Below are 24510 nucleotides of genomic sequence, written 5' to 3'. Positions count from 1 at the left end.
GCACCAGGAGACTTTCGATTCATCCTCGTCGCGCTACGCGCGGGCCTCGGCGAGCTGATCGGCGCGCACCCAGGTGGCATGGAAGCCGGAGGGCACCCGGCGCGGCAGCAGTACCCGCGCGATCGGTCCCGCCGCGACGTCCTCGGCGTCGAAGATGTTGATCTCGCCCTTGTCCTCGGCCTCGTCGTTGACGAAGCAGACCAGGTAGCCGTCGGTCTCGCCGGTGGATCCGTCGCGCGCAGCGAAGGGCGCCTCCGAACCCCAACGCCCGGCACCGAACTTGTGTTCCTCCTTGGCGCCGGTCAGCGAATCGAAGCGCACGAGGCCGTCGAAGAGCAGGGTCGGCTCGTTGCCGAGGCTCATGCTGTAGGAATACCGGTGCGGGCGGCCCATGACCCGCGAATCCACGCTGGGGAACTCGATGTTGGCGTTGTCGAGTTCGGTCTCGATGGTGGCGCCGGTGCGCAGGTTGAAGCGGTACCGGTAGAGCTGGGCATCGAGTCGCATGTACGCGAGCATGTTCGACAGTGGCGAGGCGAACGTCGTCTGGTGCTGAGGATTCTTCACCCGGCACACGTCCATGATGATCTCCTCGCCCGCTTCCCACGCATTGACTACGTGGTAGATGTAGCAGGGCTTCACCTCGAACCAGCGCACCTCACTGCCCTGTCCGTGCCGGGGAATGACGGCGAACCGGGCGGGAAGTTCCTGATCGTAGAAGATCCGGTACTTGCCTGCCCGGCGCGCATCGTGATCCTGCACCAGCGGCAGGTCCATGAGGATCGAGTAGTTGTCGGTGATCCCGATGTCGTGCGGAAGGCGCGGACCCGGCAGATCGATCTGCGTGAGGTGCGTCTGACGACCGTCGGCGCCGATGATGCCGTAGCGCAGGAAGTCCTGGTCGGGGCCGTAGTCGAACCAGATCAGTTCGCCGGTGGCCTCGTCGACCTTCGGGTGGGCCATCATGTCGCCCGCGAAGGTGCCGAGGAAGTCTTGTGCGCCGAGGGTTTCCAGCGACAGCGGATCCACGCTGTAGGGCGTTCCGCACAGGTACCAGGTCGCCAGGACCTCGCCGCGATGGTAGATCACGTCGGTGTTGGCGGAATCCTTGATCCCGAGGCCGTGTCCGTTGCCCCACGGATTGCCCTCGGGGTTCTCCATGAGTCCGGTCCACAGGGCGCGGCCCGCCTCGGACTCGTCGTGGAAGGCCTTGGTCCGGACGTACCGATTGCGGTACCGCACCTTCCCGTTCTCGAAGTGCGCGGCGTGAATCATGCCGTCGCCGTCGAACATGTGATAGCGGCCCGGCGCCTCGAACTGCCGGTTCGGGCCGTTGCGCAGGTACACGCCGTTGAGGTCCTTGGGGATCTCACCGATGACCGTGAGGTCGTCCAGGGTGAGTTCGTCGTGGACGGGCGCGAACACTCCGAGGGTGTACGGATTGTCGTCGGTGGCCTCGACCGGGCGAGCGACGGCGATGGGCTCGCCGTTCGCGCGGGGCTGGGTGGAAGTCATGCCTGCTCCGTTTCGGTATTGCAGAGTTCTCTTCGAGAGTGCGAATATTGTTGCGGCGCCGTCGGGTAGAGCACCATCTGGGTGCAGCGGAAGAGCGCGATCGCCCGCCCGGCGTCGTCGCGGACGGTGGCGTCCCAGACCTGGGTGCGCCGTCCACCATGGACGAGCGTCGCGTCGACGGTGACCGTCCCCGCCCGTGCGGTGCCGAGATAGTTGGTCTTGAGTTCGAGTGTGGTGAATCCGGCCGCCTCGGTGGGCAGCGCCAGCCGCGCGCCGACACCGCACACCGTGTCGGCCAAAGCCACGACGGTGGCCGCGTGCAGGTATCCGTTCGGCGCCAGCAACTCCTCGCGCACCCGCAGGTCGCCGGTGACCGCCGATGCCGAGGCCGCGAGGATGCGCATCCCGACCAGGCCCGGGAACCGCCCGTCGAGCATCGCCGTCAGCTCATCGGCGATGGGCCGGTCGGACCCGGTCGGCGTCTCGCGTGGTCGGCCCACCGGTGCGTCGTCACCATCTGGCGATCCCACGTCAGCCTGCCTGCTCGATCGCGCTGCGGATGTCGCGCCGCTGCAGCTTTCCGATCGGGTTGCGGGGCAGCTCGTCGACCGTGACGATCCGCTCCGGCAACTTGAACGAGGCCACCTCCTTCGCGCGCAGGAAGTTCACCAGGTCCTCGAGTGCGACCCCGTCTCCGGTGGCGGGAACGACGACCGCACAGCACTTCTCGCCGAGAACGTCGTCGTGGTAGCCGACGATCGCCACGTCGGCGACCGCGGGATGGTCGATCAGGATTCCCTCGATCTCGGCCGGAGCGATGTTCATTCCGCCCCGGATGATGATCTCCTTGCTGCGGTCGACGAACCTGAGGTACTCGCCGTTGTCCCCGCACAGCTCGAAGATGTCTCCGCTGCAGAGGTATCCGTCGTCGTCGAACGGGCTCGACGCCGCTGTTCCCTCGAGATAGCCGGCGAAGATCGTCGGTCCCTTCAGACGCAGTTCGCCGCGCCCGCCGACGGCGGTGACCTGCCTGCCGGTCGCCAGATCCACCAGGCGCACCGAGGTGCGTTCGGCCACGGTGGTGACCCAGGACCTGTCCGGCGCACCGTAGTTCGGTAGGTACTCGGCGCGGAGCATCGGGTCCGGTGTGTCCGACGGTGCGCCGAGCAGACACACGCCTTCGTTCGAGCCGAAGAAATTGAGCACCTCGACGCCCAGCGAGTACTGCCAGTCGCGCACCACGCCGGGGGGCAGCGGAGCGCCGCCCGACCCCACCCGGCGCAGCGCGGACAGGTCGTGCGCGGCCCGAAGGTCTTCTCGTTGCAGCAGCATGGTGAGGATCGCGGGCGGCATGCTCGTGTGGGTGACGCGATAGCGCTGGAGCTGATCGAGATACACGGCCATGTCCAGCGGGTGGTGCAGCACCAGGTGGCCACCACCGAGCAGCCACGGCAGCAGCGATGTCGCGAACCCGGCCATGTTGACCACCGGGAACGGGTTGAGCATGACCGACGCCTCGTCGGTCTCCAGACCGTCCTGCACCGCCTGCCCGACCGCGATCCAGTCCCCGTGGCAGCGGGGCACGCCCTTGGGCGCGGCCTCGGTACCGCTGGTCCAGCAGATGGTGATGCAGTCGTTCACCGATCGGGGCAGCGCGGTGTAGGCGCGACGCACGGCATCGACCGATTCGCCGGTGGCGGGGGCCGCGTCCAGCGGCAGGCCGCCGTTCGACGCGGGTGGGCCGAAGGTGAACACCGAACGCAGCGAGGGCAGTTCGCCGATCAGGCCGAGCGCTTCCTCGGACGGTGTCCGGTCACCGAGACTGCTGACGGTGACCACCGCGACGGCCGAGGCGGATTCGACGATCCGCGTGAGTTCGTGCCGTCGATACGAGGCGGGCATGGGGGCCGCGATCGCGCCGAGGCGCCACAGCGCGAAGTAGGTCGCGATCAGGGCGACGGAGTTGGGCATCAGCACCGCGACGACATCGCCGGGACCGACACCGGACTCGTGCAGCGTGGCGGCGAGGTCGTCGACGCGGGCGTCGAGTTCGCGCCAGGTCAGTGCCGTCGGCTCGATCCCGCACAGCGCGGGCAGGTTCGTCGGATCGGTCACCGCCGGAGCATCGCCGCGGCGACGGACCTGGTCGTCGAGGAGATCCAGCACGGTCAGCGGCGACCACCACTGGTGTTCGAGGTAGTCCTGGACTCGGTGATCGGGATGGCACGGGCGTAAGCGGTTGGCGGCGTTGCCGTCCGAGTTGGCGTGCATGGCGTCCTTCGGTGCGAGAGGTTCGGGGTGGAGGGTCAACGGAGTCGGCGCACGACGACGGCGGCACCGAGCCCGAGCGCTGCCGGGATGGTCACGAGGGCGTACTCGCCGTCGATGCGGGCGAGCTGGTCCAGGGCGTTGACGAGCAATGCGCCACCGCCCGCGCCCAGTGGGTGGCCGGTGGCGAGCGATCCGCCGAGCGGGTTCACCGCGGTCGGATCGAGCCCCAGTTCCCGGGTCATCACCAGGACGGACGCCGCGAAGGATTCGTTCGCCTCGATCACGTCGAGTCGGTCCGCGGTGATTCCCGCCTTCTCGAGTGCACGCCGCGCGGCGGCGACCGGTGCCGTCAGCAGCGGCGAGCGCACGGCGACCTGGGCTACGCCCACCACTTCGCCGATCGGCTCCCGGCCGATCCGGTCGCGCGCGGCGGCGGACCCGAAGACCGCCATCGCCGCACCGTCGGCCATCTGCGGAGCGGTGGCTGCGGTGTGCAGCCCGCCCTCCGGCCGGCCGACCGCGGGCAGCCGCATCGCCACCCTGCTCCACGACGGATCGTCCCCGAAGAGGGGAGCGAGTTCGCCGAGGGATTCGAGGCTGACCTGCGGCCGGGGTCCCTCGTCCGACTCGAGGACCGTGGTGCCGCCCGAGCGGACCGCGATCACCGACTCCGACAGCGGGGCCGCGGCGGCACGCTGGTGCGAGGTCACCGCATAGGCGTCGAGATCGGTTCGGGTCAAACCGTATTGGGCCGCGAGGAGATCAGCGGAGACCCCGATGGTCACGTAGCCGGTGCGATCGCCGAGCTCCTCGTCGCCGACGAAGGCAGGCCGGTCGGACAGCATCGGTACCCGCGACATCGATTCGACGCCACCGGCGAGGACGACATCGGCGATGCCGGAAGCCACCTTGGCCGCGGCGGACTCGATCGCCTCCAGCCCCGAGCAGCACAGTCGCGAGACCACCCCGGCGCCGACCTGGTCCGGCCAGCCCGCCCAGAGCAGCCCGGCGCGGGCGACGTTGCCGCCCTGTTCTCCGACGGCCGTGCTGGTGCCGACGATGACATCGTCGACCGTGTCGGCGGGGAGTCCGCGTTCCTGCAGGGCGGTCAGCAACTGGGCGAGGAGTTCGTGGGCGGGGACATCGGCGAACGTGCCGCCCTGACGCCGGACCCGGGCCTTCGGCGTGCGGACCGCGTCGTAGATGTAGACCCCGGAAGTGAACTGGGACATGGTCATTCCCCCTCGACCTGGCGGCGATCCTGGACGATGCGGAATCGCCCGGCGATGAAGGCCTCGTCGGTGAGGGTCGCGTTGCCCGCCGGGTTGAGGCCGGTGACGTGGTAGTCGCTGTAGGCGGCCGCGAACTGCATGGGCATCGAGGACACCAGATTCGCCGACAGGGAGGCCCCGGCATCGGCGTACGCGTCGGCCACCTCGTCGATGACGGCGTCGTCGGTGCAGTAGAGGTAGGAGCTGATCGCGCCGTGGTTGCGGACGCTCGCGGTCGCGTGCGCCACCGCCGACGCGGTGTCTGCACAGTCGATCAGGAACGCGACCGGACCGAACTGCTCGCCCTCGGGAAGCGTCTCGCCCCGACGGGGATCGACCCGGATGACCAGCGGCGTCACCGCCCGGGCCTGGGGGTAGTCGGGATGCGCGTACGGCACCGGCTTGCGGAGCAGGGTTCCATTCGCCTCGGCCGCGTCGGCGAGCGCGGTGATCGAGTGCAGCGTCGCGTCGGACTGGAGCGCGCCGCAGACCGCACCGGCGCGGCGAGGTGCACCGGCCAGGTCGTCGATCGCCGACAGGAGCGCGGCGATGACGTCGTCCCGGGCGATCACGCCGTCGTCGGTGCGCACGCCCGCGTCCGGGATGTAGAAGTTCTGCGGCGTGGTGCACATCTGGCCGCTGAAGAGCGAGAGACCGCCGGCGAGCGTGCGCATGGCCGCCGACAGGTCGGCAACGGAATCGAGGACGACGGTGTTGACGCCCGCGGTCTCGGTGAACACCAGGGCGTTCGCGACGTTGCGTTCCAGCCACGATCCGAACGTGGGACTGCCGGTGAAGTCGACGATCCGCACTTCGGGACTGGTGGCCAGCTGCCCGGCGACGGGGGCGTCGGCGGTGTCGACGACCAGCTGAACGGCGTCGGCGGGCAACTGCGCCTCGACCAGCACCTCGCGCAGCACGCTCACCGCGAGCGCGGTCGCCAGGACCGAGCGGGGGTGCGGCTTGACCAGTACCGGATTGCCCGTCGCGAGGTTGGCCAGAATCGCCGGATAGGCGTTCCAGGCGGGGAACGAGGCGCAGGCGACGACGAGCGCGGTGCCGAGCGGGCGGACCCGGAAACGCTTGCGCAGGGTCACCTCCGACTTGCCGAATCGCTGCTGCCAGGTCACCTGTCCGGGCACCCGGGTCATGGCCGACCAGGCCATCGCCACCGCTTCCAGGCCGCGGTCGAGGGCGTTGGTCCCGCTTCCGCTGCACGCCATGGCCAGGCTCTGCCCGGTGGTGTGCGCGGTGACCGCCGCGAACTCCTGGCCACGCTGGTGGATCCGGTGCAGCGCCTCCAGGCACACGCCGACCCGGCGTTCGACGCCGGCGTCGCGCAGGGCGGTGGCGGCGGCCGCCGCGCCCACGAGCGCCTCGTCCACCGACGGCGCGCTGTAGCTGACATTGAGCGACTTCCCGGTGTACGGGGAGACCTCGTCGGCGGTGATCACCGAGCGGGTGGGCGACGACAGCGACAGGGTGGCGCCGTCGTAGGCGCCGAGTAGGGCGTCGGCTCGCGCGGCGTCGGGCGGGGCGATGGGCGCGTACCCGGTCCACGCGGTGCGGGTGCGGTTGGCCTGTGCCGCTGCCTGCAGCAGCTCGAGGTGGGAATCGAAGAACATGGGCGCTCGTTCCTGTGTCAACAGTTGTGCCGAGATCAGTCAGTCATCGGAGGACGGGGCGTGTGTCCACTCACTCGGAATAACTACTGTTATTGAAGTGAACCAGGACACAGCGTGAATTGTCAACGGCCGACAAGGTCGAACCGCTCGAAGGGGGAGGGTTTGTCGGCTAGCGCGGGAGCTGGGCGCCGAACGGGAAGGGCTCGAAGTGCACGGAGGTGCGATCCAGCCGGGCGTCGCATCCGCGGCAGCGCAGCGCGGGGAGCAGCCAGGAACCACATTCGGGGTGGCGGAGTCTCGGACCGAGCGGGAGCGCGTCGGGATGTGCGATCTGCGTCCACGAGATCAGGAAGGCGAAGATCGGGAACAGTCCACGGCCGCGTGGGGTCAGCACGTATTCGCGCCCGCCACCGCCGTCGCTGCGGGTGAGTATCTGCACCTCGGACAGCCGTCCCAGCCGCTCGGTGAGGGTCGTCGGCGAGATGCTCAGGATCGACTGGAACTCGCCGAAGCGGCGCACCCCCGACAGCGCCAAGCCCGTGACCATGGCGCTCCAGCGATCGCCGATCGCCTCCATGACCTCGGTGAACTGCAGGTCGGCCCGGCTCACCGACGGGGCACTGCGGGTCGACCGCCGTCGCCCGCTGTGCGCGACGAGGACCAGCGAATCGCGGTCCAGTTCCAGCCGCGCGTCCCGGGCGTCGACGGTGCCGTCGCAGTGCGCGCAGGCCATCGCCGGTGGTCCCCGATGGCCGCAATCGATGTGCACCAGCTCGGGTTGCAGCAGCCCTTCCGGGGACCATTCGCGCTGCCACGCCCACACGCTGGCCAGGATCTCCCAGGTCGCCAGCCCGAGTTCGGTGAGCATGTAGTCGTGACGGTCGCCGCCGTCGGTCTGCGGCCTTCGCTCCATCAGGCCGGCCTCGACCAGCGCGTTCAGTCGCGCCGTCAGCATGGCGGGCGGAGCGCCGGTGCGGTCGATCCACTGGCTGAAGCGGCGCACGTGATCGACGAAGGCCTCGCGCAGGATGGCGAGGGTCAGCCGGTCGCCGAGCAGGTCGATCGTCTGGGCGACCGGGCTCGGAGGTGCGGCGGTACCGGATTCGGTCACCTCACCCACCTCTCCGTAGTACCTGCGACGATCGCATTCCGGCGCTCGCTTCTTCAGGCCTCCAACACAATAGCGATGCCCTGTCCCACACCGATGCAGGCCGCCGCGACCCCGATGCCGCCGCCGAGCCTGCGAAGATGACGCAGGCAATCGACCAGCATTCGCGCCGCCGATGCGCCGAGCGGATGACCCAGGGCGATGGCGCCGCCGAACGGATTGACCCGGTCGACCGGGATGCCGGGAAGTTCACGCAGGCACGACAGCACCATCGCGGCGAACGCCTCGTTGAGCTCGAGTACTCGAACATCGGCGAGCTCTAGACCCGCGCGGTCCAGCGCTTTCGAGATGGCGGCCACCGGCGCCAGCGCGAACCTGTCGGGCTCGGCGCCGACGACCGCAGAGGCCAGCACCCGGCCGAGTGGTTCGACACCGAGTTCGTCGGCGACGGCTCCGGTGCCCACCAGGGCAGCGACCGCTCCGTCGCTGATCGGAGACGAATTCCCGGCGGTGACGCTGCCACCGCTGGAGAAGGCCGGGCGTAGGGCAGCCAGGGTCGCCGCGTCGGGCTCGCGGATCGATTCGTCGCGGTCGAGGTTCGGGTGTGGCACGACGAAGCCGTCGTGGACGCGGTCGGTCCATGCCCGCCCAGCCAGCTCATGGGACCGCAGCGCCCATGCGTCCTGCTCTGCGCGGCCGACGCCCAGTTCCTCGGCCACCAACTCCGCTGACCTGCCGAGCGTCTGGACCCAGGCCGTCGGGAAACGGGGGTTCGGCATGCGCCACCCGACGGTGGTGGAGATCAGTTCCATCGATCGCGGAAACGCGGTGTCCACCGGCGGGAGCACGTACGGTGCGCGGCTCATGCTCTCCGAGCCGCCCGCGATCGCGATCTCGGCGTCACCGACCGCGACCCGTCTGACCGCGGACAACACCGCTTCGGCGCCGGATCCGCACAGCCGGTTGACCGACACGCCCGGAATCGTGTGCGGGAGTCCCGCGAGCAGCACAGCCATCCGGGCCACGTTGCGGTTGTCCTCGCCCGCGCCGTTGGCATTTCCCCAGACGACGTCATCGATGCGGCTTGGATCGAGAGTGGGATGCCTGCGGACCAGGTCGGCGATCGGCAGCGCGGCCAAATCGTCGGCGCGGATGTGGGCGAGCGCGCCGCGGACCGCGCCGAACGGCGTGCGGACCGCATCGATCACCCACGGCGCGCGTCGGTCGGCGGGGGAAAGGCGTCGGGTCATGGGGCTCCTCTGGTGTTCGGTCGGTTGCGTGGCCCTTGCGGAAACGCGCCCGCCGTTGTCTACTTCAATAACTGTAGCGAATGAAAGGGATCTCATGTCCATAGCCGACGTGGTTCGTCTCGCGGCCGATCGGTACGGGCCCACGATCGCGATCGAGGACAGCCGCGACACTCGAACGTTCACCGAACTGTCCGACCGGGCACACGCCCTGGCCGGGGGCCTGCTCGGCCTGGGTCTCGCGGCGGGAAGCCGGGTCGTGGTTCTGCTCGGCAACTGCACCGCGGCGGTCGAGGTCGATCTCGCGCTGGCGATCGGCGGTTTCGTCCGGGTCTCGCTCAATCCGCGCGTGGGCCCGGTGGACTGGGAACGCGTCGCCGGGGACTGCGTGCCGGACGCGTTGATCGTCGACCCCCGGATCGACGGCGCGGCCGAGTTCACCGCCCGGGCGACCACACCGACCGTGATCACCGTCGGCGCGACGTCGTCGACCGGTCCGTCGCTCGACGAGTTGGCGGCCGGTACCGTGGGCCACGCCGCGATGCCAACGCCGGCCCCGGATTCGCTGTGCGCGCTGCACTATTCGTCCGGGACCACCGGAGTACCGAAAGGCGCCCAGCGGACCCACGCGAACCGGCTGGCTTCACTGGGCGCGATGCGCGACCAGGTGCTCGCAGGCACCCTCGACGGCGCCGAGCCCGCGGTGTTCCTGCACGCAGGCCCTGTCATCCACACCAGCGGGCTGTTCGTGCTGCCTTTCCTCGAGGCCGGCGGGCGTCAGGTGCTGCTCGACCACATCAACCCGGCGGGCCTGATCGACGCCGTCGCCACCCACGCCGCGACCCACACCGCGCTGGTGCCCACGGTCATCGCCCGGCTGCTGGACTTCGACGACGACCGGCTGTCGGCGCTGCACCGCCTGCGCATGCTGGCCTACGCGGGCGCCCCGATGCCGGTCGAGCACATCCGGCAGGCGTATCACCGCATCACGCCGAATCTCGTCCAGTACTACGGAATGGTCGAGGCGATCCCGCCCCTGACCGTGCTGACCGCGGCGGACCACCGCCGTGGCGTGCTCGGGAACGCCGATCTGCTCGGTTCGGTGGGGCGCGCCTGCCCGGCGGCGGCCATCGCGTTCCACGCGCTCGGCGGCACCGTCCCCGACGGGGAGATCGGCGAGCTCGTCGTCGCGGGCCCCGCCGTCAGCCCCGGCTATCACAATGCGGGCACGCGCACGGATCTCGGCAAGAGTCACGTCGACGGACGCCTGTACTCGGGCGACCTCGGCTACCGGGACCCCGACGGCTACATCCACCTGACCGGCCGCAGCAAGGACATGATCATCACCGGCGGGTACAACGTCTATCCCCGCGAGGTGGAGGAGGCGATCTCCGCGATCCCGGGGGTCGACGATGTCGTCGTCGTCGGACTGCCGGACGAGGTGTGGGGGCAACGCATCGTCGCCGCGTACACCTCGGCCGACACGACGGTCGAGGACGGCGTCGTGCTGGCCCAGAGCCGCACGAGACTGCCCGACTACAAACGCCCCAAGTCCGCCCACCGCGTCGACCGTCTCCCGTTGACCGCGCTGGGAAAGGTCGATCGGGCGGCGGCCGCCGAACTGCTCGACGCCCTCGTCCGAGCCGCATCGTGAACGCGCACAAGCACTTACACCGACACCCGACAGAGGTAACACCATGACCGACTCGTTCCTGTCCACCCTGCGCCTGCCCGTCGTCGCGGCACCGATGTTCCTGGTGTCCGGCCCGGAGCTCGTCACCGCCGCCTGCACCGCCGGCATCGTCGGTTCTTTCCCGACGCAGAATTGCCGCACCGCGACCGACCTCGACACCTGGATGGGATCGATCACCGATCAGCTCCGCGCGGCGGAGGCCACCGGGCGCCAGGTCGCGCCGTGGGCGGCGAACGTGATCACCCACAGCAGCAATGCCCGCCTCGGGGACGATCTGCGCCTCATCGCCGAATATCAGCCGCAGATCGTCATCACCGCCCTCGGGTCCCCGAAACCCGTGATGGACATCGTCAAGGGATACGGCGGCACGGTGATCGCCGACGTGGTGAACCTGCGCCTGGCGCACAAGGCCGCCGCCGCGGGCGTGGACGGCATGGCCTGCGTGTCGGCGGGCGCGGGCGGGCACACCGGCCACCTGTCGCCCTTCGCGTTCACCTCCGCCGTGCGTGAGTTCTTCGACGGAATGATCATCATCGGGGGCGGCATCAGTGACGGGCACGGTGTCGCGGGGGCGATCACGGCGGGCGCCGACCTGGTCTACATGGGTACCCGGTTCCTGGCGGCCGAGGAGAGCATGGCCGTGGACGGGTACAAGCAGATGGTCGTCGACCACGGACCCGACGACCTCGTGATCAGCTCCGCGATCACCGGCACCCCCGCGTCCTGGCTCGCGCCCAGCCTCGTCGCCTGCGGCCTCGACCCCGACAACCTGACACCGCCGACCGGGGAGAAGAACTACACCGCCGGTGCGGAATCGATGAAGCGATGGAAGGACGTGTGGGCGGCCGGCCAGGGGCTCCAGCCCATCCGCGCGATCGAACCGGTGAGCACGATCGTCGAGCGGATCGAGGAGCAGTACGTCGCGGCGCTGCACCGGACGAACCAGCGGATCGTGACCACCTCGCTCACGTGTGCGGCGCACGCGGAGCCGGTGCGATCCAGGTGGTGAGGTGCGCCTGCTCAACAATGCGCAGGTGCCCAGCCCCGATCCGGGCGAGGTTCTGATCCGCGTCAGCGCCGCCTGAGTCGACTTCGCCGACCTCTCGAAGTCCGATGGCTTGTTCCGGCACGGCCGGCGTCCGCCGTACCTGGCGGTTTTCGAGGCCGCCGGTGAGGTTGTCGCGGTGGGCGAGAGGGTGACCAGCCCGGGGCAGGGCCCACATAGCCGGTGTCGGCCCGTACGAAGGACCCGATTGCGCGCCGAATTCCATTGCGCCGGAGCAGTCTCGTGGCTGGAGCCACTGCCGGGCACGTGGATCACCCCACCCGATCCGGCCGCGGTCACCGGACGAGCGATATCGGGGAAGTGGAGCCGGGCGGCGGAAACAGCGTCTGACACGCTGTTTCGAAGGTGGGCGCAGAGGGGATCGAACCCCCCGACCGCTGGTGTGTAAAACCGAGCATCGACGTCCAGCCTGTCCCGCCCCGTCCATCTGGCCCAGGTCAGAGTGGGTATGACGTCTGGTCTGTCGCGCTCAGTCCCGCCCGTTTCTGCCTGTCTTGGAGAGTTCTTGGTGAGTCGGGGGTTTCCAGTCGCGCAGACTTACCCGCTGGCTACAGGCCCGCGCCGAGCCAGTGCGCGAACCCCAGCAAGCTATCCGACTGCCGACGCTGCGCCGCGGCGATCCCGTACACCGTTTCCCGCACTGACGGATGGAGGCGGGTCTGTTGCGGTGCCGCCGCGCGCGCCTTGTTCAACGCGGCAAGCGCGCGGTCGTGCTTTCCGGCCATGAGCCAGGCGCGCGCGTTGTCCTGCCAGTGGTGTCCGGCGCGGGGCGCGGCCATGTCGGCGGGCAGGACCAACGCGGCCCCGTCGTGTGCGGCCTTGCCGGGGTCGCCTGCCTCGAGCTCGACAGCGCAGGCGTGCACCTCGACGTTGCCCGGCCCGAAGTCGGTTGTGTACAGGTTGCTCTCGTGGCCCATCGGCCGGGCCAGCGCGCGTGCCTCGGTGATGTGGTCGCGCGCTAGCTCGAGTCGCCGGCCGCGGGCCGCGACGATTGCGCCGCGCAGGTGGGCATAACCGCGCAGCACACGTTCACCCTCGCTGTCGCCAGGGACCAGGCCGATACCCCGAGCTACCAACGACATCGCCACATCGGTCGATCCGTGAGCCATTAGCAACCGGGACCGCTTCACCAGCGAGCGCACCGAATACGCCGAGTCGAGGGTGTGGGTCGCCGCGTCGTCGAGCCGGTCGAGTACCAGCGCGGTCAGCGATGAGTAGCCGAGTCGGCAGCACGCGCCCTCTGCCGCGATGTAGGCGGCGCACAGCAGTTCGTAGGCCCGCTCACGGGCGGTGTCGTCAGGGGCCATCTGCACGGCACCGTGCGCCTTGCGCAGCAACTCGGGCAGAGCGGCCAGCGCGCGGCGGGTGCGGTCGTTTCGCAGGGCGGTTTCTACCGCGACCAGCTCCCGCGCCAGCTCGGCGTCCGGCGGTGGGTCGAGCGGCTGCACGTACGCGCCTTCGGCCAGGACAGCGCGCAGCTCGGCCAGACCGGCGAGCGGACCGTCTTCCTCGAGGGTGTCGAGGAAGGGCGTGCCGAACAGCCGGTCAGGGTCGATGCCGAGCACGCGAGAAACCGCAGCGATGAATCCCGGGGAGGCGACTTCACGGCCTTGTTCGACGGCCTTGATCATCGACAGCGAGTAGCCCGCGCGGTTGGCCAGCTGGCGTTGATCGAGGCCCGCAATCTTGCGTTCCACCGCGAGGGCTTGACCTACATGTGTCCCCATAGTCCGAGGGTAGATCGATACGTCTCGCGTGTCCCGTTCTGTCTCTGTCCCTTTCCTGTCCCTCGATGCCCTTGCGCGCAGCGAATCTGATTGCAGCCGCGCCGCCGGGTGGCCCTCATTCCCCCGGCGGCGGAGGCACACCAACTCTGGAGAGAGAAGGCCGTTATGTGGGGGTTAGAGCGGGATATTCAGGTGCCGGAGCAACAGCGAGTACCGGAGCCACGCACCGCGGCGAACGCGGTCACGGTGCAGGAAATCATCGACCGAATCAGCAGTGAGCACGAAGCGGAGGGCCGCCCGTCGCCGGTCCTGAACCATGCCGCACCACGCGGACCGATCACGGTCGACTACGCGCGGATCCTGATGCGGCAGCATCGGCCATGCCACCGCGACGAGTGCCCGGCGAAACGATGCGCGTTCGCGCTGTTGGTGGACAAGGGGATCATGTCCCCGAGCCCATCGGCCGGCCAGCTCGAACCTGGAAGGGCGCGGGCGTCGTGAATGACGAAGACCTGGCACGCGAACTGTCTGCGCTGCACGCCGACACAGCCGCCGCGATAGGCGCAGCCACGCCCGACGACATGACCGGGCCGATCGTCCTCGCGAACGGCATGTGGGCCAACCGCTGGAACATGCTCTGGCGCGTCACCGAGGACCGCGACGGCGACTGCGACAAACCGGCGCGGTTCGTGGCTGTCCACCTGGACGAGTGCCGCCGTTGGGCTGGTGCTCAGCTCAGGGACTCGGAACACTGAACGGTTCGCGATGGCTACGCTTGAACACGCAGACCGGATCACACTCGACGCGAGCACACCGGAAGGGCGCACCCCATGGGCGACGATCAGCCGTATACCGCGCTGGAACGCAAACGTCACGACCGACAGCAGCGGTCGCCCGAGTTCCGGGCGTGGCTTGCCGCCGAGGCCGATGACCTCGCCCAGCTTGTCACCCTGGTGCCCGACCTCGCCGACCTGGACGACCCCTGGACACCGGCAGGATTGGCAGCGATCGAGGACGCAGCCCTGGCACGGTTCCCGGACCCCGGCGAGACGGTCACTGACGACGAGATGGCGTATCTCGACCTCGCTGCCCGCGCCATCGGCCATATCTACCTGCGCGCCATCGGCGCCGGGAAATGGGTGTGGTTGCAAATCCTCGCAGGCAACCCGATCGGCGCAGCTCTCGAATTCCCCGGCGTCGGGGTGTACATCGACCCAGCCGAGTCGATCCGCCGAGTTATTTTCGGCAGGGAACCGGACACCCTGGCGCGGCAGCTGGACGCGCTCGTCACCTGGGAGACACCCGTCTACCGGTAACCCTGCTGGGGCGGGCCTGTGACCGGCCCTACCCCCGAGCCGCCCGAGCTGCCTCGCGGCGACATCGTTCCTCGCACGGACCGGGGGCTCACCGAAGCAGGTGACCGCGGGCACCAGGCGTATGTGCTGGCAAAGATCGCCGAAGCGGCCACGCAGGTCTCGCTTACCTCCAAGCAGCTCGAACACATCCGCAGCCCGGCATCGTGGGAACGGGCGGTCGAGTTGTGGGGCGACGCGAAGACGCTGCACGACATGCTGGCCTACGGCCACCAGCGCCTCCACGACCGCACCCCGGAAAAGGGGTGGCAGCAAGAGTATCGACAGCCGGTCCCCGGGCATACTGCCCGACAACACGACGCCGCGCAGGTCGTGAAGCAGGCCGGTCGTGAAATCGTCACCAACACCACCGAATACAAGGCCGGTGGGATCACCATCGCCAAAGGGCAGGAACAACTGGCGAAGGAACGCGCACTACTCAGCAGCGGTACGACCCGCGATGTTTCCGAGTACATCGTTCGTGCCGCGCGCCCACCGGCCCCGGAAGTGATGCGGGAAGCGCGCAAGCTGGCGGCGGACTACCCCGACAGGTTCAAGGTGATCGAGCTGTCGGAGAGCGAGTTTCGGCGGTACATCGACGCGGGCCGCCCCATCGCGCACGCGAAAGCTGTGGAACGACTGGGACATCTGATCGAGAAGGTCAGGGAATCGCCCGCACTGGAGACCGCGCCGCGCGCGTTGGAGAAGTTCGCCCACGAAATCACGATGGCGAAGGAGCGCGGGCAACCGATCGGTTCGGGCGTGTTGGTCGCGTCCCGGTTGGAGCTGGCGAATCTGCTGGAGGTCGATGGCCGGATCACCCAGGAGCGCGACAAGATCGCCCGCGAAGCCGCTCACCTGCGGTTGAAAGAGTCTCAGATCGTCGAGCAGGTCCAGGCCCAGCAGCGGGAGGCCCGACACCAGGGCTTGGTGGCGCAGCTGGAACGTGTGGATCGCGAGGTCGTCCTGTCCGCGGTGAACGTGGCGCGTGCGCAGGTGCCGACCAAGGCCCCGGCGAAGCAACTGGAGTTGCCGGGGGTTGATCCGGAGATCGCTCGTGCGATGTCCGGGATGGCGGCGCACCTCGTGCAGCAACGCGAGGGCAAGGCGCGAGAGGCGCTGGAGCGGGAGGCGCTGGCAGGGTTGGCGTTGCCGACGGCGATGCACCGGGAGGTCGCGGAACTCGTACTGGCCCAACAGCGGGAGGCAACTGGAAAGGCAATCACGGTCGAGCATGTGATGGCCGCGGAGCAGACAGTTCGCGAGCGTGAAGCCCGCGAGCAGGCCCAGGTGCGGGAGGCACAGTTGCGGGAGGTGCGTGAGCGGGAGAACCGGGAGCTGATGGCCCGGATCGTCGACGCGCACAACAAAGCCCTGGAGCGGGCTGCGCTGGAGCAGGGCAAGCCTCGCGGGGTGGACCGGCTAGAAGACAAGGCCCGTGAGGAACGGGCCCCGGAACTGGCAAGCATTCTGCGATTGGACGCGAAGCGTCTGGCTGAGAGAGGTATCGACCCGCGGGTGGTCGACGCCATAGCGCGGGGAATGGCACGGGCGGACGACAAAGCTCATGCTCTCGTGGTCGAGGTCGGTGACGGTCCCCGGTGGGTAGACAAGCACAGCCCAGAGGTGGCGCTCGCTAAGCAAATTCAGATGGTCGACAAGGGCGTAGACCTGAACCTGGTGTACGTGCGACAGGCGACGGACCGAGGGATGTCCGCGTCTGCTGTGGCACGGTCGCGGGAAGAGTTGGAGCAGAAGCGATTGGAGTTGGAGCGCGAGCGAGCGCTACAACGGGAATTGCATCCCGAGGTGAAGTCACGGGCACGCGAAGCACCCGGGCTGTCGAAGGGGATCGAGAAGGGACTCGGACGCGGGAAGTAGTTACGGTTCGGCGAGGTCGGCCAACGTGTCACCGACCGCGACGCGCAGCCCATATTGCGCGCCGATCCTGCCTGCCATGTGTGCAAGCGCGGTTGGCAGTTGCACCGCTCCTGCAGGACTTCTACCTGCAACTTGATATGTGGGCGCAGAGGGGATCGAACCCCCGACCGCTGGTGTGTAAAACCAGTGCTCTACCGCTGAGCTATACGCCCTGGCACCGCCGGGGAGTACCGGCGGTGTCGGGTTATGAATCTAGCGCGGCGAGGGCTTTCTCCCAAGCCGCCTGGTCACGGGCTTGTCCGGGACCGTTCATCTCCGCGAAAGTGATGTAGCCGGACTTGTCGACAACGAAGGTTCCGCGGTTGGGGTAGCCGGATTTCTCGTTGAAGACGTCGTAGGACTGGGTGACGGCGCCGTGCGGCCAGAAGTCCGACAGCAGGGGGAACAGGTAGCCCTGTTCCGCGGCCCAGATCTTATGGGTGGGTGGAGGGCCGACGGAGATCGCGATGATCTCGGCGTCGTCGTTCTGGAACTTGGGCAGCTCGTCCCGGACCTTGCACAGCTCGCCCTGGCAGATGCCGGTGAAAGCGAGTGGATAGAACACCAGCAGCACGTTCTTCTTGCCGCGATAGTCCGACAGGGTGACGGGCTGGTTGTTCTGGTCCTTGAGCGTGAAATCCGGCGCGAGAGTGCCAACCTCTAGCGGCATACTACGAATCCTCCGTCGTGTCGGGTCCCAGCCGGGCTCGCGAGCCCAACTGAGACCCTAGCGAACGGCGGATTCAGCGCTGTTTGGACGGTGCCTTCGGCTGAACGAGCCGTGAGGCCGTCCAACTGCCGAGGCTGATGGTCGATGTCTGGGTCAGGCCGGCCGTGGGTGCGGCTTCGGCGATCTCGCTCGGATCGACATGGCCTTGTTGACCGGTTTTGGGGGTGAGGACCCAGATGAAGCCTTCATCTGCCAGCGGGCTGATGGCATCCATCAGCTCGTCGGCCAGATCGCCGTCACCTTCTCGCCACCACAGCAGGACGGCGTCGACGACCTCATCGGAGTCTTCGTCGACCATTTCGCCGCCGCTGACCTCCTCGATCTCGGCGCGCAATGCGTCGTCGGTGTCCTCGTCCCAGCCCAATTCCTGAACAACCAAGCCGTGAGAAATGCCAAGCTTCTGAGCGTAGTTCTGCGCGTCCGCCGCGGCGACCACGGTGGTGTCCTCCCTAAACTTCCGACAGTAAGATAGGTGCAAGCGAACATGGTTATCGGCCGCAGCGCAAGCTGATCGGATGAATTGGGACCGTATGCCGCGTGTCGGCAGGGCAAAATCGGCCGTCTCAACAGGCGTCGTGGACTGCGGTTCGTGCCTGGTTGATGGCGCGACTGGCCTCGTTGAGCTTGCCGACAGGTGAGTTGTAGGTCATCTTTCTGGTCTGCACGGCCAGCTCGCGCGCCGCGACGACGTAGGCGGTGAACTTGTCGGCCAATTCGGTCGGCAACGCGCCCGCCGCGGTGACGATGCCCGACTCGACCTTGGTCGCCGCGTTGTCGAGGGTGGTAGCCGCGGACTCGCGCTTGACGGCGTAGTCGGGGGCGTTGGCGTCGTGCGCGGAGACGAAGTCGTTGTAGGCGGTGACGCCGGCGCCGGTGGTGGTGGCGAACTGCCCACAGTTGTCGGTGATCGCCCGCTCTCGCGCCGCCGCGGCGCGCGAGGACGCGGCTGCCGAGGACGACGCGGCGGCCGCGGTTTTGTAGGCGGCCACTTCGGCCGCGTCGGTCGTCGGTGTGCCGGGGATCTGTTCGGCACAACCGGCTATCACCGACCCCGCGGTCACGGCGACAAAGGCGCAGATCAGCCCCAGCCGACGCGCGTGCAGCACCCTCATCGTTCGGCGTTCCCTCTCACTCACCTGCGCGACTCGTATTCCCCGCAGAACCTACCTAATGGTATTCCCGCTCAGGTGATGACCTGGGCAGCCGTTTCGGTAAGGATGGGGGTGCACCCGAACCTTTCGTAACGGGTGGTCCGCACACCAAGCGGGCAGGCCCGGGGACAGCGACGCCGACCAAGCAGTTCAGCCCCCATCACGAGGAGCAGATTTGACCGACCTGATCCACTCTGCAGCTTCCAACGATCCAGTAGCGACCTCCGCCGCGGGCGGTGAATCCACCACCAAACCCACCGGTGAACGGGTACGGGTCATCCGCGAAGGAGTGGCGTCGTATCTACCGGATATCGATCCCGAGGAGACCAGCGAATGGCTGGAATCCTTCGATGACATGCTCGACCGCGAAGGCCCCGGCCGCGCCCGGTACCTGATGTTGCGCTTGCTCGAGCGCGCCGGCGAACGCCGTGTCTCGATTCCGGCGCTCACCTCCACTGATTACGTCAATACGATTCCCACCGAGAACGAGCCGTGGTTCCCCGGTGACGAGGAAGTCGAGCGCCGCTTCCGCGCCTGGATCCGGTGGAACGCCGCGATCATGGTGCATCGCGCGCAGCGCCCCGGAATCGGTGTCGGCGGTCATATTTCGACCTACGCGTCCTCGGCGGCGCTCTACGAGGTGGGTTTCAACCACTTCTTCCGCGGCAAGGATCACCCCGGCGGCGGCGACCACGTCTACATCCAGGGCCACGCCTCGCCCGGCATCTACGCGCGTGGTTTCCTCGAGGGCCGCCTCAGCACGGACCGGCTCGACGGATTCCGTCAGGAATACAGCCACGGCGGTCTGGGCAAGGGCCTGCCGTCCTACCCGCACCCGCGATTGATGCCGGACTTCTGGGAATTCCCGACGGTGTCGATGGGCCTCGGCCCGATGAACGCGATCTACCAGGCCAGGTTCAACCACTACCTCACCGATCGCGGCATCAAGGACACCTCCGACCAGCACGTCTGGGCCTTCCTAGGCGACGGCGAGATGGACGAGCCCGAGTCGCGCGGCCTGATCCAGGTGGCTGCCAACGAGGCGCTCGACAACCTCACCTTCGTGATCAACTGCAACCTGCAGCGGCTCGACGGCCCGGTGCGCGGCAACGGCAAGATCATCCAGGAACTGGAGTCGTTCTTCCGCGGCGCGGGTTGGAACGTGATCAAGGTGGTCTGGGGTCGCGAGTGGGACGCGCTGCTCGGCGCCGACCGCGACGGCGCGCTGGTGAACCTGATGAACTCCACCCCGGACGGTGATTACCAGACCTACAAGGCCAACGACGGCGCGTACGTGCGCGACCACTTCTTCGGCCGCGACCCGCGCACGAAGGCGCTGGTGCAGAACATGTCCGACAGCGAGATCTGGAATCTCAAGCGCGGCGGCCACGACTACCGCAAGGTCTACGCGGCGTACTCGGCGGCGATGGCGCACAAGGGCCAGCCGACGGTGATCCTGGCCAAGACGATCAAGGGCTACACCCTCGGCAAGCACTTCGAGGGCCGCAACGCCACCCATCAGATGAAGAAGCTGGCGCTGCAGGACCTCAAGGACTTCCGCGATCTGCAGCGCATCCCGATCAGCGATGCCGAGCTGGAGAAGGACCCGTACCTGCCGCCGTACTATCACCCCGGCATGAACGATCCGGCCATCGAGTACATGCTGGCCCGGCGCAAGTCGCTCGGCGGTTTCGTGCCGGAGCGACGCTCGCCCGCCGTGCCGCTGAAGCTACCGGGCGACGAGGCCTACCGCTCGGTGCGCAAGGGTTCGGGCAAGCAGAAGGTCGCCACCACCATGGCCCTGGTGCGCCTGGTCAAGGAACTGTTGCGCGACAAGGAGATCGGCAAGCGCATCGTGCCGATCATCCCCGACGAGGCCCGCACCTTCGGCATGGACTCGTGGTTCCCGACGCTGAAGATCTACAACCGCAACGGCCAGCTCTACACCTCGGTCGACGCGGAACTGATGCTCGCCTACAAGGAGAGCGCGGTCGGCCAGATCCTGCACGAGGGCATCAACGAGGCCGGTTCCACCGCCTCGTTCACCGCGGTCGCCACCTCCTACGCCACCCACGGCGAGCCGATGATCCCGCTCTACATCTTCTATTCGATGTTCGGGTTCCAGCGCACCGGCGACAGCTTCTGGGCCGCGGCCGACCAGCTCGCGCGCGGATTCGTCCTCGGCGCCACCGCGGGCCGCACCACCCTCACCGGTGAGGGTCTGCAGCACAACGACGGGCAGTCGCTGCTGCTGGCCTCGTCGAACCCCGCTGTAGTGACCTATGACCCGGCGTTCTCGTTCGAGATCGCGCACATCATGCGCGATGGCCTGCGCCGGATGTACGGCGGCGGCGAGGCCCCGGCCAGTCAGCTGCCCGGTACCGAGGTGTCCGCGGTCGGCACGTTCGGCGGGGAGAACATCTTCTACTACATCACCCTGTACAACGAGCCCTACCAGCAGCCGGCCGAGCCCGATGATCTCGACGTGGCGGGTCTGCTCAAGGGTCTGTACCTGTACCAGGACGGTGGTGAGGGCGAGGTTCGTGCCCAGATCCTCGTCTCCGGCGTGACCGTGCCCGACGGGTTGCGCGCACAGGAGATCCTCGCTCAGGAGTGGGGTGTGGCCGCGGACGTGTGGTCGGTGACCTCGTTCGGCGAGCTCCGCCGGGAGGCGCTCGACAAGGAGATCGCGGCGCTCAAGCACCCCGATGCGGATTCGGGCTCGCCGTATGTCACCCAGGCGCTCTCGGCCGCGCGGGGACCGGTGGTCGCCGCGACGGACTGGATGCGCGCGGTGGCCGATCAGATCCGGCAGTGGGTGCCCGGCGACTACATCACCCTCGGCACCGACGGGTTCGGCTTCTCCGACACCCGCACGGCCGCGCGCCGGGTGTTCAACGTCGACGCGCAGTCGATCGTGGTCGCGGTGCTGGAGGGTCTGGTCAAGGACGGCACGTTCGACAAGGCCAAGGCGGTGGAAGCGGCCGCGAAATACGGCATCGACAGCGTGTCCGCCGCGCCGAAGCCGAGTGCGGACGCGGCAGAGGAACTCGCGTAGCGGACTATTGGACTGTGGAGCGCAAACCGCCGCGGCCCCGTCGGATCACCGAGGGCACCAGCGAACACGAGGTCTATCTGCCGACGGGGGCTCTGTCCCCGAACCGGCAGACCCGTGATCCGCTGCCCGACACGCTGCTCAAGCGGGTCAAGCAGTTCTCGGGCCGGCTGTCCACCGAGGCGGTGGGGTCGATGCAGGATCGGCTGCCGTTCTTCGCCGATCTGGACGCCGCGCAGCGAGCGGGCGTGCAGATGCTGGTGCAGACGGCGGTCGTGAACTTCCTGGAGTGGTTGCAGGATCCCGATTCCGATATCCGCTTCAGCCTGGACGCGTTCCAGGTGATTCCGCAGGATCTGGCGCGGCGGCTCACGCTGCGCCAGACCGTGGACATGGTGCGGGTGGCCATGGACTTCTTCGAACAGTGGCTGCCCGCGCTGGCGCGCAACGATCGTCAGCTGGTGGCGCTCACCGAGGCGGTGCTGCGATACGGGCGTGAGCTCGGCTTCGCGGCCGCCTCGGTGTACGCCAGCGCCGCCGAGTCGCGCGGCGCCTGGGATACCCGCCTGGAGGCCCTGGTGGTCGACGCGGTGGTCCGGGGCGACACCGGTCCGGACATGCTTTCGCGGGCCGCCACGTTGAACTGGGACGCCACCGCGCCCGCCACGGTGCTGGTCGGCACACCGCCGCTGGACCAGGGCGTGTCGACGGTCGGCGCCGTGCACACCATCGCGACCAAACACGGCAGGGCCGCGCTGGCGGTGGTGCAGGGCGCGCGGCTGGTGATGGTGGTCAGCGGGCACCTGGGGGAGTCGGGCATCGGCTCGCCGTTCCTCACCGATCTGCTGGCCGAGGTGTTCTCCGACGGTCCGGTGGTGATCGGCCCCACGATGCGCACCCTCGGCGCCGCGCACGCGTCGGCGATCGAGGCATTGGCGGGAATGGAGGCCGTTGTCGGCTGGCGCGGGGCGCCAAGGCCCGTTCACGCCACGGAGTTGTTGCCCGAACGCGCGTTGCTGGGCGATAGAGCTGCGATAGAGGCGTTGAACGAGTATCTTGTGCTCCCGTTGGCCGCTGCCGGATCTTCGTTATCCGACACACTCGACGCGTACCTGGATTGTGGCGGAGCAGTAGAAACTTGCGCTCGGCAGCTGTACGTCCATCCAAATACCGTCCGGTACCGACTCAAGCGAATCGGCGAAGTCACCGGCCGGGATCCGATGAATCCCCGGGACGCGTATGTGCTCCGAATTGCAGCAACAGTGGGCCGTTTGACACGAACGCATAACGAATCGTCACCCTCAGTCACAGAAACCCCACCCATCCCAATGGCCAAGGACCCCCTGTAACGGGATCGGGGAAACGGTCGATCCCGACACCCCACCTCGGATTTTGTGGGACCCCTACAAAAGCGATCCGAAACCTTCATTCGCGCCGACATCTCATGCGGTGGGGGTCACAGTGTTGTCTTAGGGGGTGATCGCGTTGCTTACCCCTGGACAGGGGTCCCAGACACCCGGCATGCTCACGCCGTGGCTCGCACTTCCCGGTGCGACTGATCGCCTCGAGCTCTGGTCGAAGGCCGCAGGCCTCGACCTGGTCCGTCTCGGCACCACCGCGACGGCCGAGGAGATCGTCGACACCGCGGTGACGCAGCCGCTCGTGGTCGCCGCCGCACTGCTCGCGTTCGCCGAAATCGCCCCCGGGTCGATTCCGGCGGATACAGTCGTCGCGGGACACTCAGTCGGTGAATTCGCCGCGGCCGCTGTCGCCGGTGTCATCACCGCCGACGAGGCAGTCGCCCTCGCCGCCATCCGCGGCCGGGAGATGGCCAAGGCCTGTGCGCTGGAGCCGACCGGTATGTCCGCGGTGCTCGGTGGTGACGAAGCCACCGTGCTCGCACGGCTCGCCGAACTCGATCTCGTCCCGGCCAACCGCAACGCGGTAGGCCAGATCGTGGCAGCGGGCCGCCTGGAAGCTCTGGCGGAGCTCGCCGCGAACCCGCCGGAGAAGGCACGGGTCCGCGCGTTGCCCGTCGCCGGTGCGTTCCACACTGTCTTCATGGCTCCGGCACAGGAAGCTGTCGCCGATGCCATCGCCCAGATCTCGCCTAGCGACCCGATCCGGACGCTGCTGTCGAACTTCGACGGACAACCGGTCGCCTCGGGCGCCGACGCGATCGAAAAGCTCGCCGCTCAGGTCACTCGCCCCGTGCGCTGGGACCTGTGCAACGAGACCATCCGCGCCGCGGCCGTCTCGGCCGTGGTCGAGTTGCCGCCCGCGGGCACGCTGGTCGGCATCGCCAAGCGGGAACTGAAGGGCACGCCCAATCTGGCCCTCAAGACCCCCGAAGACCTCCCCGCGTTGGTCGAACTGACCACCTCGGGCTAGCTTTCCCCCCGGCGGTCGTGCACAGCGAAGTGCAGGCCGTTCACGAACCCTACAAATAGCAACAAGAAGGGAGCCACCAAAGTGGCCGCTCTGACCCAGGAACAGATCGTCGAAGAACTCGGCAAGATCATCGAAGAGGTTACGGGTATCGAACCCTCCGAGGTGACCCTCGAGAAGTCCTTCGTCGACGACCTGGACATCGACTCGCTGTCCATGGTCGAGATCGCTGTGCAGATGGAAGACAAGTACGGCGTCAAGATCCCCGATGAGGATCTGGCCAGCCTGAAGACCGTCGGCGACTCCGTCGCTTACGTCCAGAAGCTCGAGGCCGAGAACTCCGACGTCGCCGCCGAGCTCAAGGCCAAGTTCGACAGCGCCGGCGAGTAGG

At 68.1% G+C, this 24510-nt stretch carries 21 protein-coding genes and 1 tRNA gene; 10 read left to right on the top strand and 12 right to left on the bottom strand.

Going from position 1 to position 24510, the window contains the following annotated elements; all coding sequences use genetic code 11:
• Positions 1-33 precede the first annotated feature (33 nt).
• The 7 genes from NS1_RS36630 to NS1_RS36600 all read right to left on the bottom strand — a co-directional run bounded on the left by NS1_RS36630 (position 34) and on the right by NS1_RS36600 (position 9040).
• The gene (locus NS1_RS36630; protein WP_062992054.1) at positions 34-1515 is read right to left on the bottom strand and encodes a carotenoid oxygenase family protein; all 1482 of its coding nucleotides are present in this window, start codon (positions 1513-1515) and stop codon (positions 34-36) included.
• Positions 1512-2045, bottom strand: coding sequence for a PaaI family thioesterase (locus NS1_RS36625; RefSeq protein WP_255284827.1), 534 nt, complete (start codon positions 2043-2045; stop codon positions 1512-1514). Before NS1_RS36625 ends, NS1_RS36630 begins: the two co-directional genes overlap by 4 nt.
• A gap of 1 nt (position 2046) precedes the next feature.
• Positions 2047-3786, bottom strand: a complete 1740-nt coding sequence (locus NS1_RS36620; RefSeq protein ID WP_062992052.1) for a class I adenylate-forming enzyme family protein — start codon at positions 3784-3786, stop codon at positions 2047-2049.
• 35 nt (positions 3787-3821) lie between these two features.
• On the bottom strand, positions 3822-5018 hold the full coding sequence (locus NS1_RS36615) for a thiolase family protein (RefSeq protein WP_062992050.1): 1197 nt from the start codon (positions 5016-5018) through the stop codon (positions 3822-3824).
• Positions 5019-5020: 2 nt separating this feature from the next.
• On the bottom strand, positions 5021-6682 hold the full coding sequence (locus NS1_RS36610) for an aldehyde dehydrogenase family protein (protein ID WP_062992048.1): 1662 nt from the start codon (positions 6680-6682) through the stop codon (positions 5021-5023).
• Between the two features lie 169 nt (positions 6683-6851).
• Complete coding sequence (locus tag NS1_RS36605; protein ID WP_062992072.1) at positions 6852-7793, bottom strand: winged helix-turn-helix transcriptional regulator; 942 nt, start codon at positions 7791-7793, stop codon at positions 6852-6854.
• 53 nt (positions 7794-7846) lie between these two features.
• Positions 7847-9040, bottom strand: coding sequence for a thiolase family protein (locus NS1_RS36600; protein WP_062992046.1), 1194 nt, complete (start codon positions 9038-9040; stop codon positions 7847-7849).
• Positions 9041-9134: 94 nt separating this feature from the next.
• Here NS1_RS36600 and NS1_RS36595 point away from each other — a divergent pair, with 94 nt between their 5' ends.
• Positions 9135-10691: a class I adenylate-forming enzyme family protein gene (locus tag NS1_RS36595; protein ID WP_062992044.1), complete on the top strand. Its 1557-nt coding sequence runs from the start codon at positions 9135-9137 to the stop codon at positions 10689-10691.
• A 43-nt stretch (positions 10692-10734) separates the two neighbouring features.
• Entirely contained in the window at positions 10735-11739 is a 1005-nt protein-coding gene (locus NS1_RS36590) for an NAD(P)H-dependent flavin oxidoreductase (RefSeq protein WP_062992042.1), read from the top strand.
• 605 nt (positions 11740-12344) lie between these two features.
• Here NS1_RS36590 and NS1_RS36580 read toward each other — a convergent pair.
• The gene (locus NS1_RS36580; protein WP_062992038.1) at positions 12345-13523 is read right to left on the bottom strand and encodes a helix-turn-helix domain-containing protein; all 1179 of its coding nucleotides are present in this window, start codon (positions 13521-13523) and stop codon (positions 12345-12347) included.
• A 246-nt stretch (positions 13524-13769) separates the two neighbouring features.
• Here NS1_RS36580 and NS1_RS41080 point away from each other — a divergent pair, with 246 nt between their 5' ends.
• From NS1_RS41080 to NS1_RS36560, 4 genes are all read left to right on the top strand, one after another.
• Positions 13770-14024 carry a hypothetical protein gene (locus tag NS1_RS41080; protein ID WP_169812877.1) on the top strand — a complete coding sequence of 85 codons (255 nt, stop codon included), beginning with the start codon at positions 13770-13772 and terminating at the stop codon, positions 14022-14024.
• Entirely contained in the window at positions 14021-14278 is a 258-nt protein-coding gene (locus NS1_RS36570; RefSeq protein WP_062992035.1) for a hypothetical protein, read from the top strand. Before NS1_RS41080 ends, NS1_RS36570 begins: the two co-directional genes overlap by 4 nt.
• 75 nt (positions 14279-14353) lie before the next feature.
• Positions 14354-14839 (top strand): hypothetical protein, encoded by a 486-nt coding sequence (locus NS1_RS36565; RefSeq protein ID WP_062992033.1) that lies wholly within the window; start codon positions 14354-14356, stop codon positions 14837-14839.
• Positions 14840-14962: 123 nt separating this feature from the next.
• Entirely contained in the window at positions 14963-16756 is a 1794-nt protein-coding gene (locus tag NS1_RS36560) for a coiled-coil domain-containing protein (RefSeq protein ID WP_157125596.1), read from the top strand.
• A gap of 140 nt (positions 16757-16896) precedes the next feature.
• On the opposite strand, the gene NS1_RS36555 is transcribed toward NS1_RS36560, so the two are convergent.
• The 4 genes from NS1_RS36555 to NS1_RS36540 form a co-directional block, all read right to left on the bottom strand.
• Positions 16897-16968, bottom strand: a tRNA-Val gene (locus tag NS1_RS36555).
• 32 nt (positions 16969-17000) lie between these two features.
• Complete coding sequence (locus NS1_RS36550) at positions 17001-17465, bottom strand: peroxiredoxin (RefSeq protein ID WP_056821170.1); 465 nt, start codon at positions 17463-17465, stop codon at positions 17001-17003.
• Between the two features lie 73 nt (positions 17466-17538).
• A complete protein-coding gene (locus NS1_RS36545) occupies positions 17539-17961 on the bottom strand; it encodes a DUF3052 domain-containing protein (RefSeq protein ID WP_056821168.1) in 423 nt (140 codons plus the stop codon).
• 127 nt (positions 17962-18088) lie between these two features.
• Positions 18089-18637: an Rv2240c family protein gene (locus NS1_RS36540; protein WP_056821167.1), complete on the bottom strand. Its 549-nt coding sequence runs from the start codon at positions 18635-18637 to the stop codon at positions 18089-18091.
• Positions 18638-18851: 214 nt separating this feature from the next.
• On the opposite strand from NS1_RS36540, the gene aceE reads away from it, so the two are divergent.
• The 4 genes from aceE (at position 18852) to acpM (ending at position 24509) form a co-directional block, all read left to right on the top strand.
• Positions 18852-21734 carry a pyruvate dehydrogenase (acetyl-transferring), homodimeric type gene (aceE, locus tag NS1_RS36535; RefSeq protein WP_062992029.1) on the top strand — a complete coding sequence of 961 codons (2883 nt, stop codon included), beginning with the start codon at positions 18852-18854 and terminating at the stop codon, positions 21732-21734.
• 44 nt (positions 21735-21778) lie between these two features.
• Positions 21779-23080, top strand: coding sequence for a PucR family transcriptional regulator (locus tag NS1_RS36530; protein WP_174562713.1), 1302 nt, complete (start codon positions 21779-21781; stop codon positions 23078-23080).
• Between the two features lie 127 nt (positions 23081-23207).
• A complete protein-coding gene (locus tag NS1_RS36525; RefSeq protein WP_062992025.1) occupies positions 23208-24122 on the top strand; it encodes an ACP S-malonyltransferase in 915 nt (304 codons plus the stop codon).
• An 81-nt stretch (positions 24123-24203) separates the two neighbouring features.
• Positions 24204-24509, top strand: a complete 306-nt coding sequence (gene acpM, locus NS1_RS36520) for a meromycolate extension acyl carrier protein AcpM (RefSeq protein WP_062992023.1) — start codon at positions 24204-24206, stop codon at positions 24507-24509.
• Position 24510 lies beyond the last annotated feature (1 nt).

Origin of the sequence: Nocardia salmonicida NBRC 13393 (assembly GCF_001613085.1) — a bacterium.
Lineage (GTDB): Bacteria > Actinomycetota > Actinomycetes > Mycobacteriales > Mycobacteriaceae > Nocardia > Nocardia salmonicida.
This window is presented reverse-complemented; position numbering and strand designations above follow the sequence as displayed.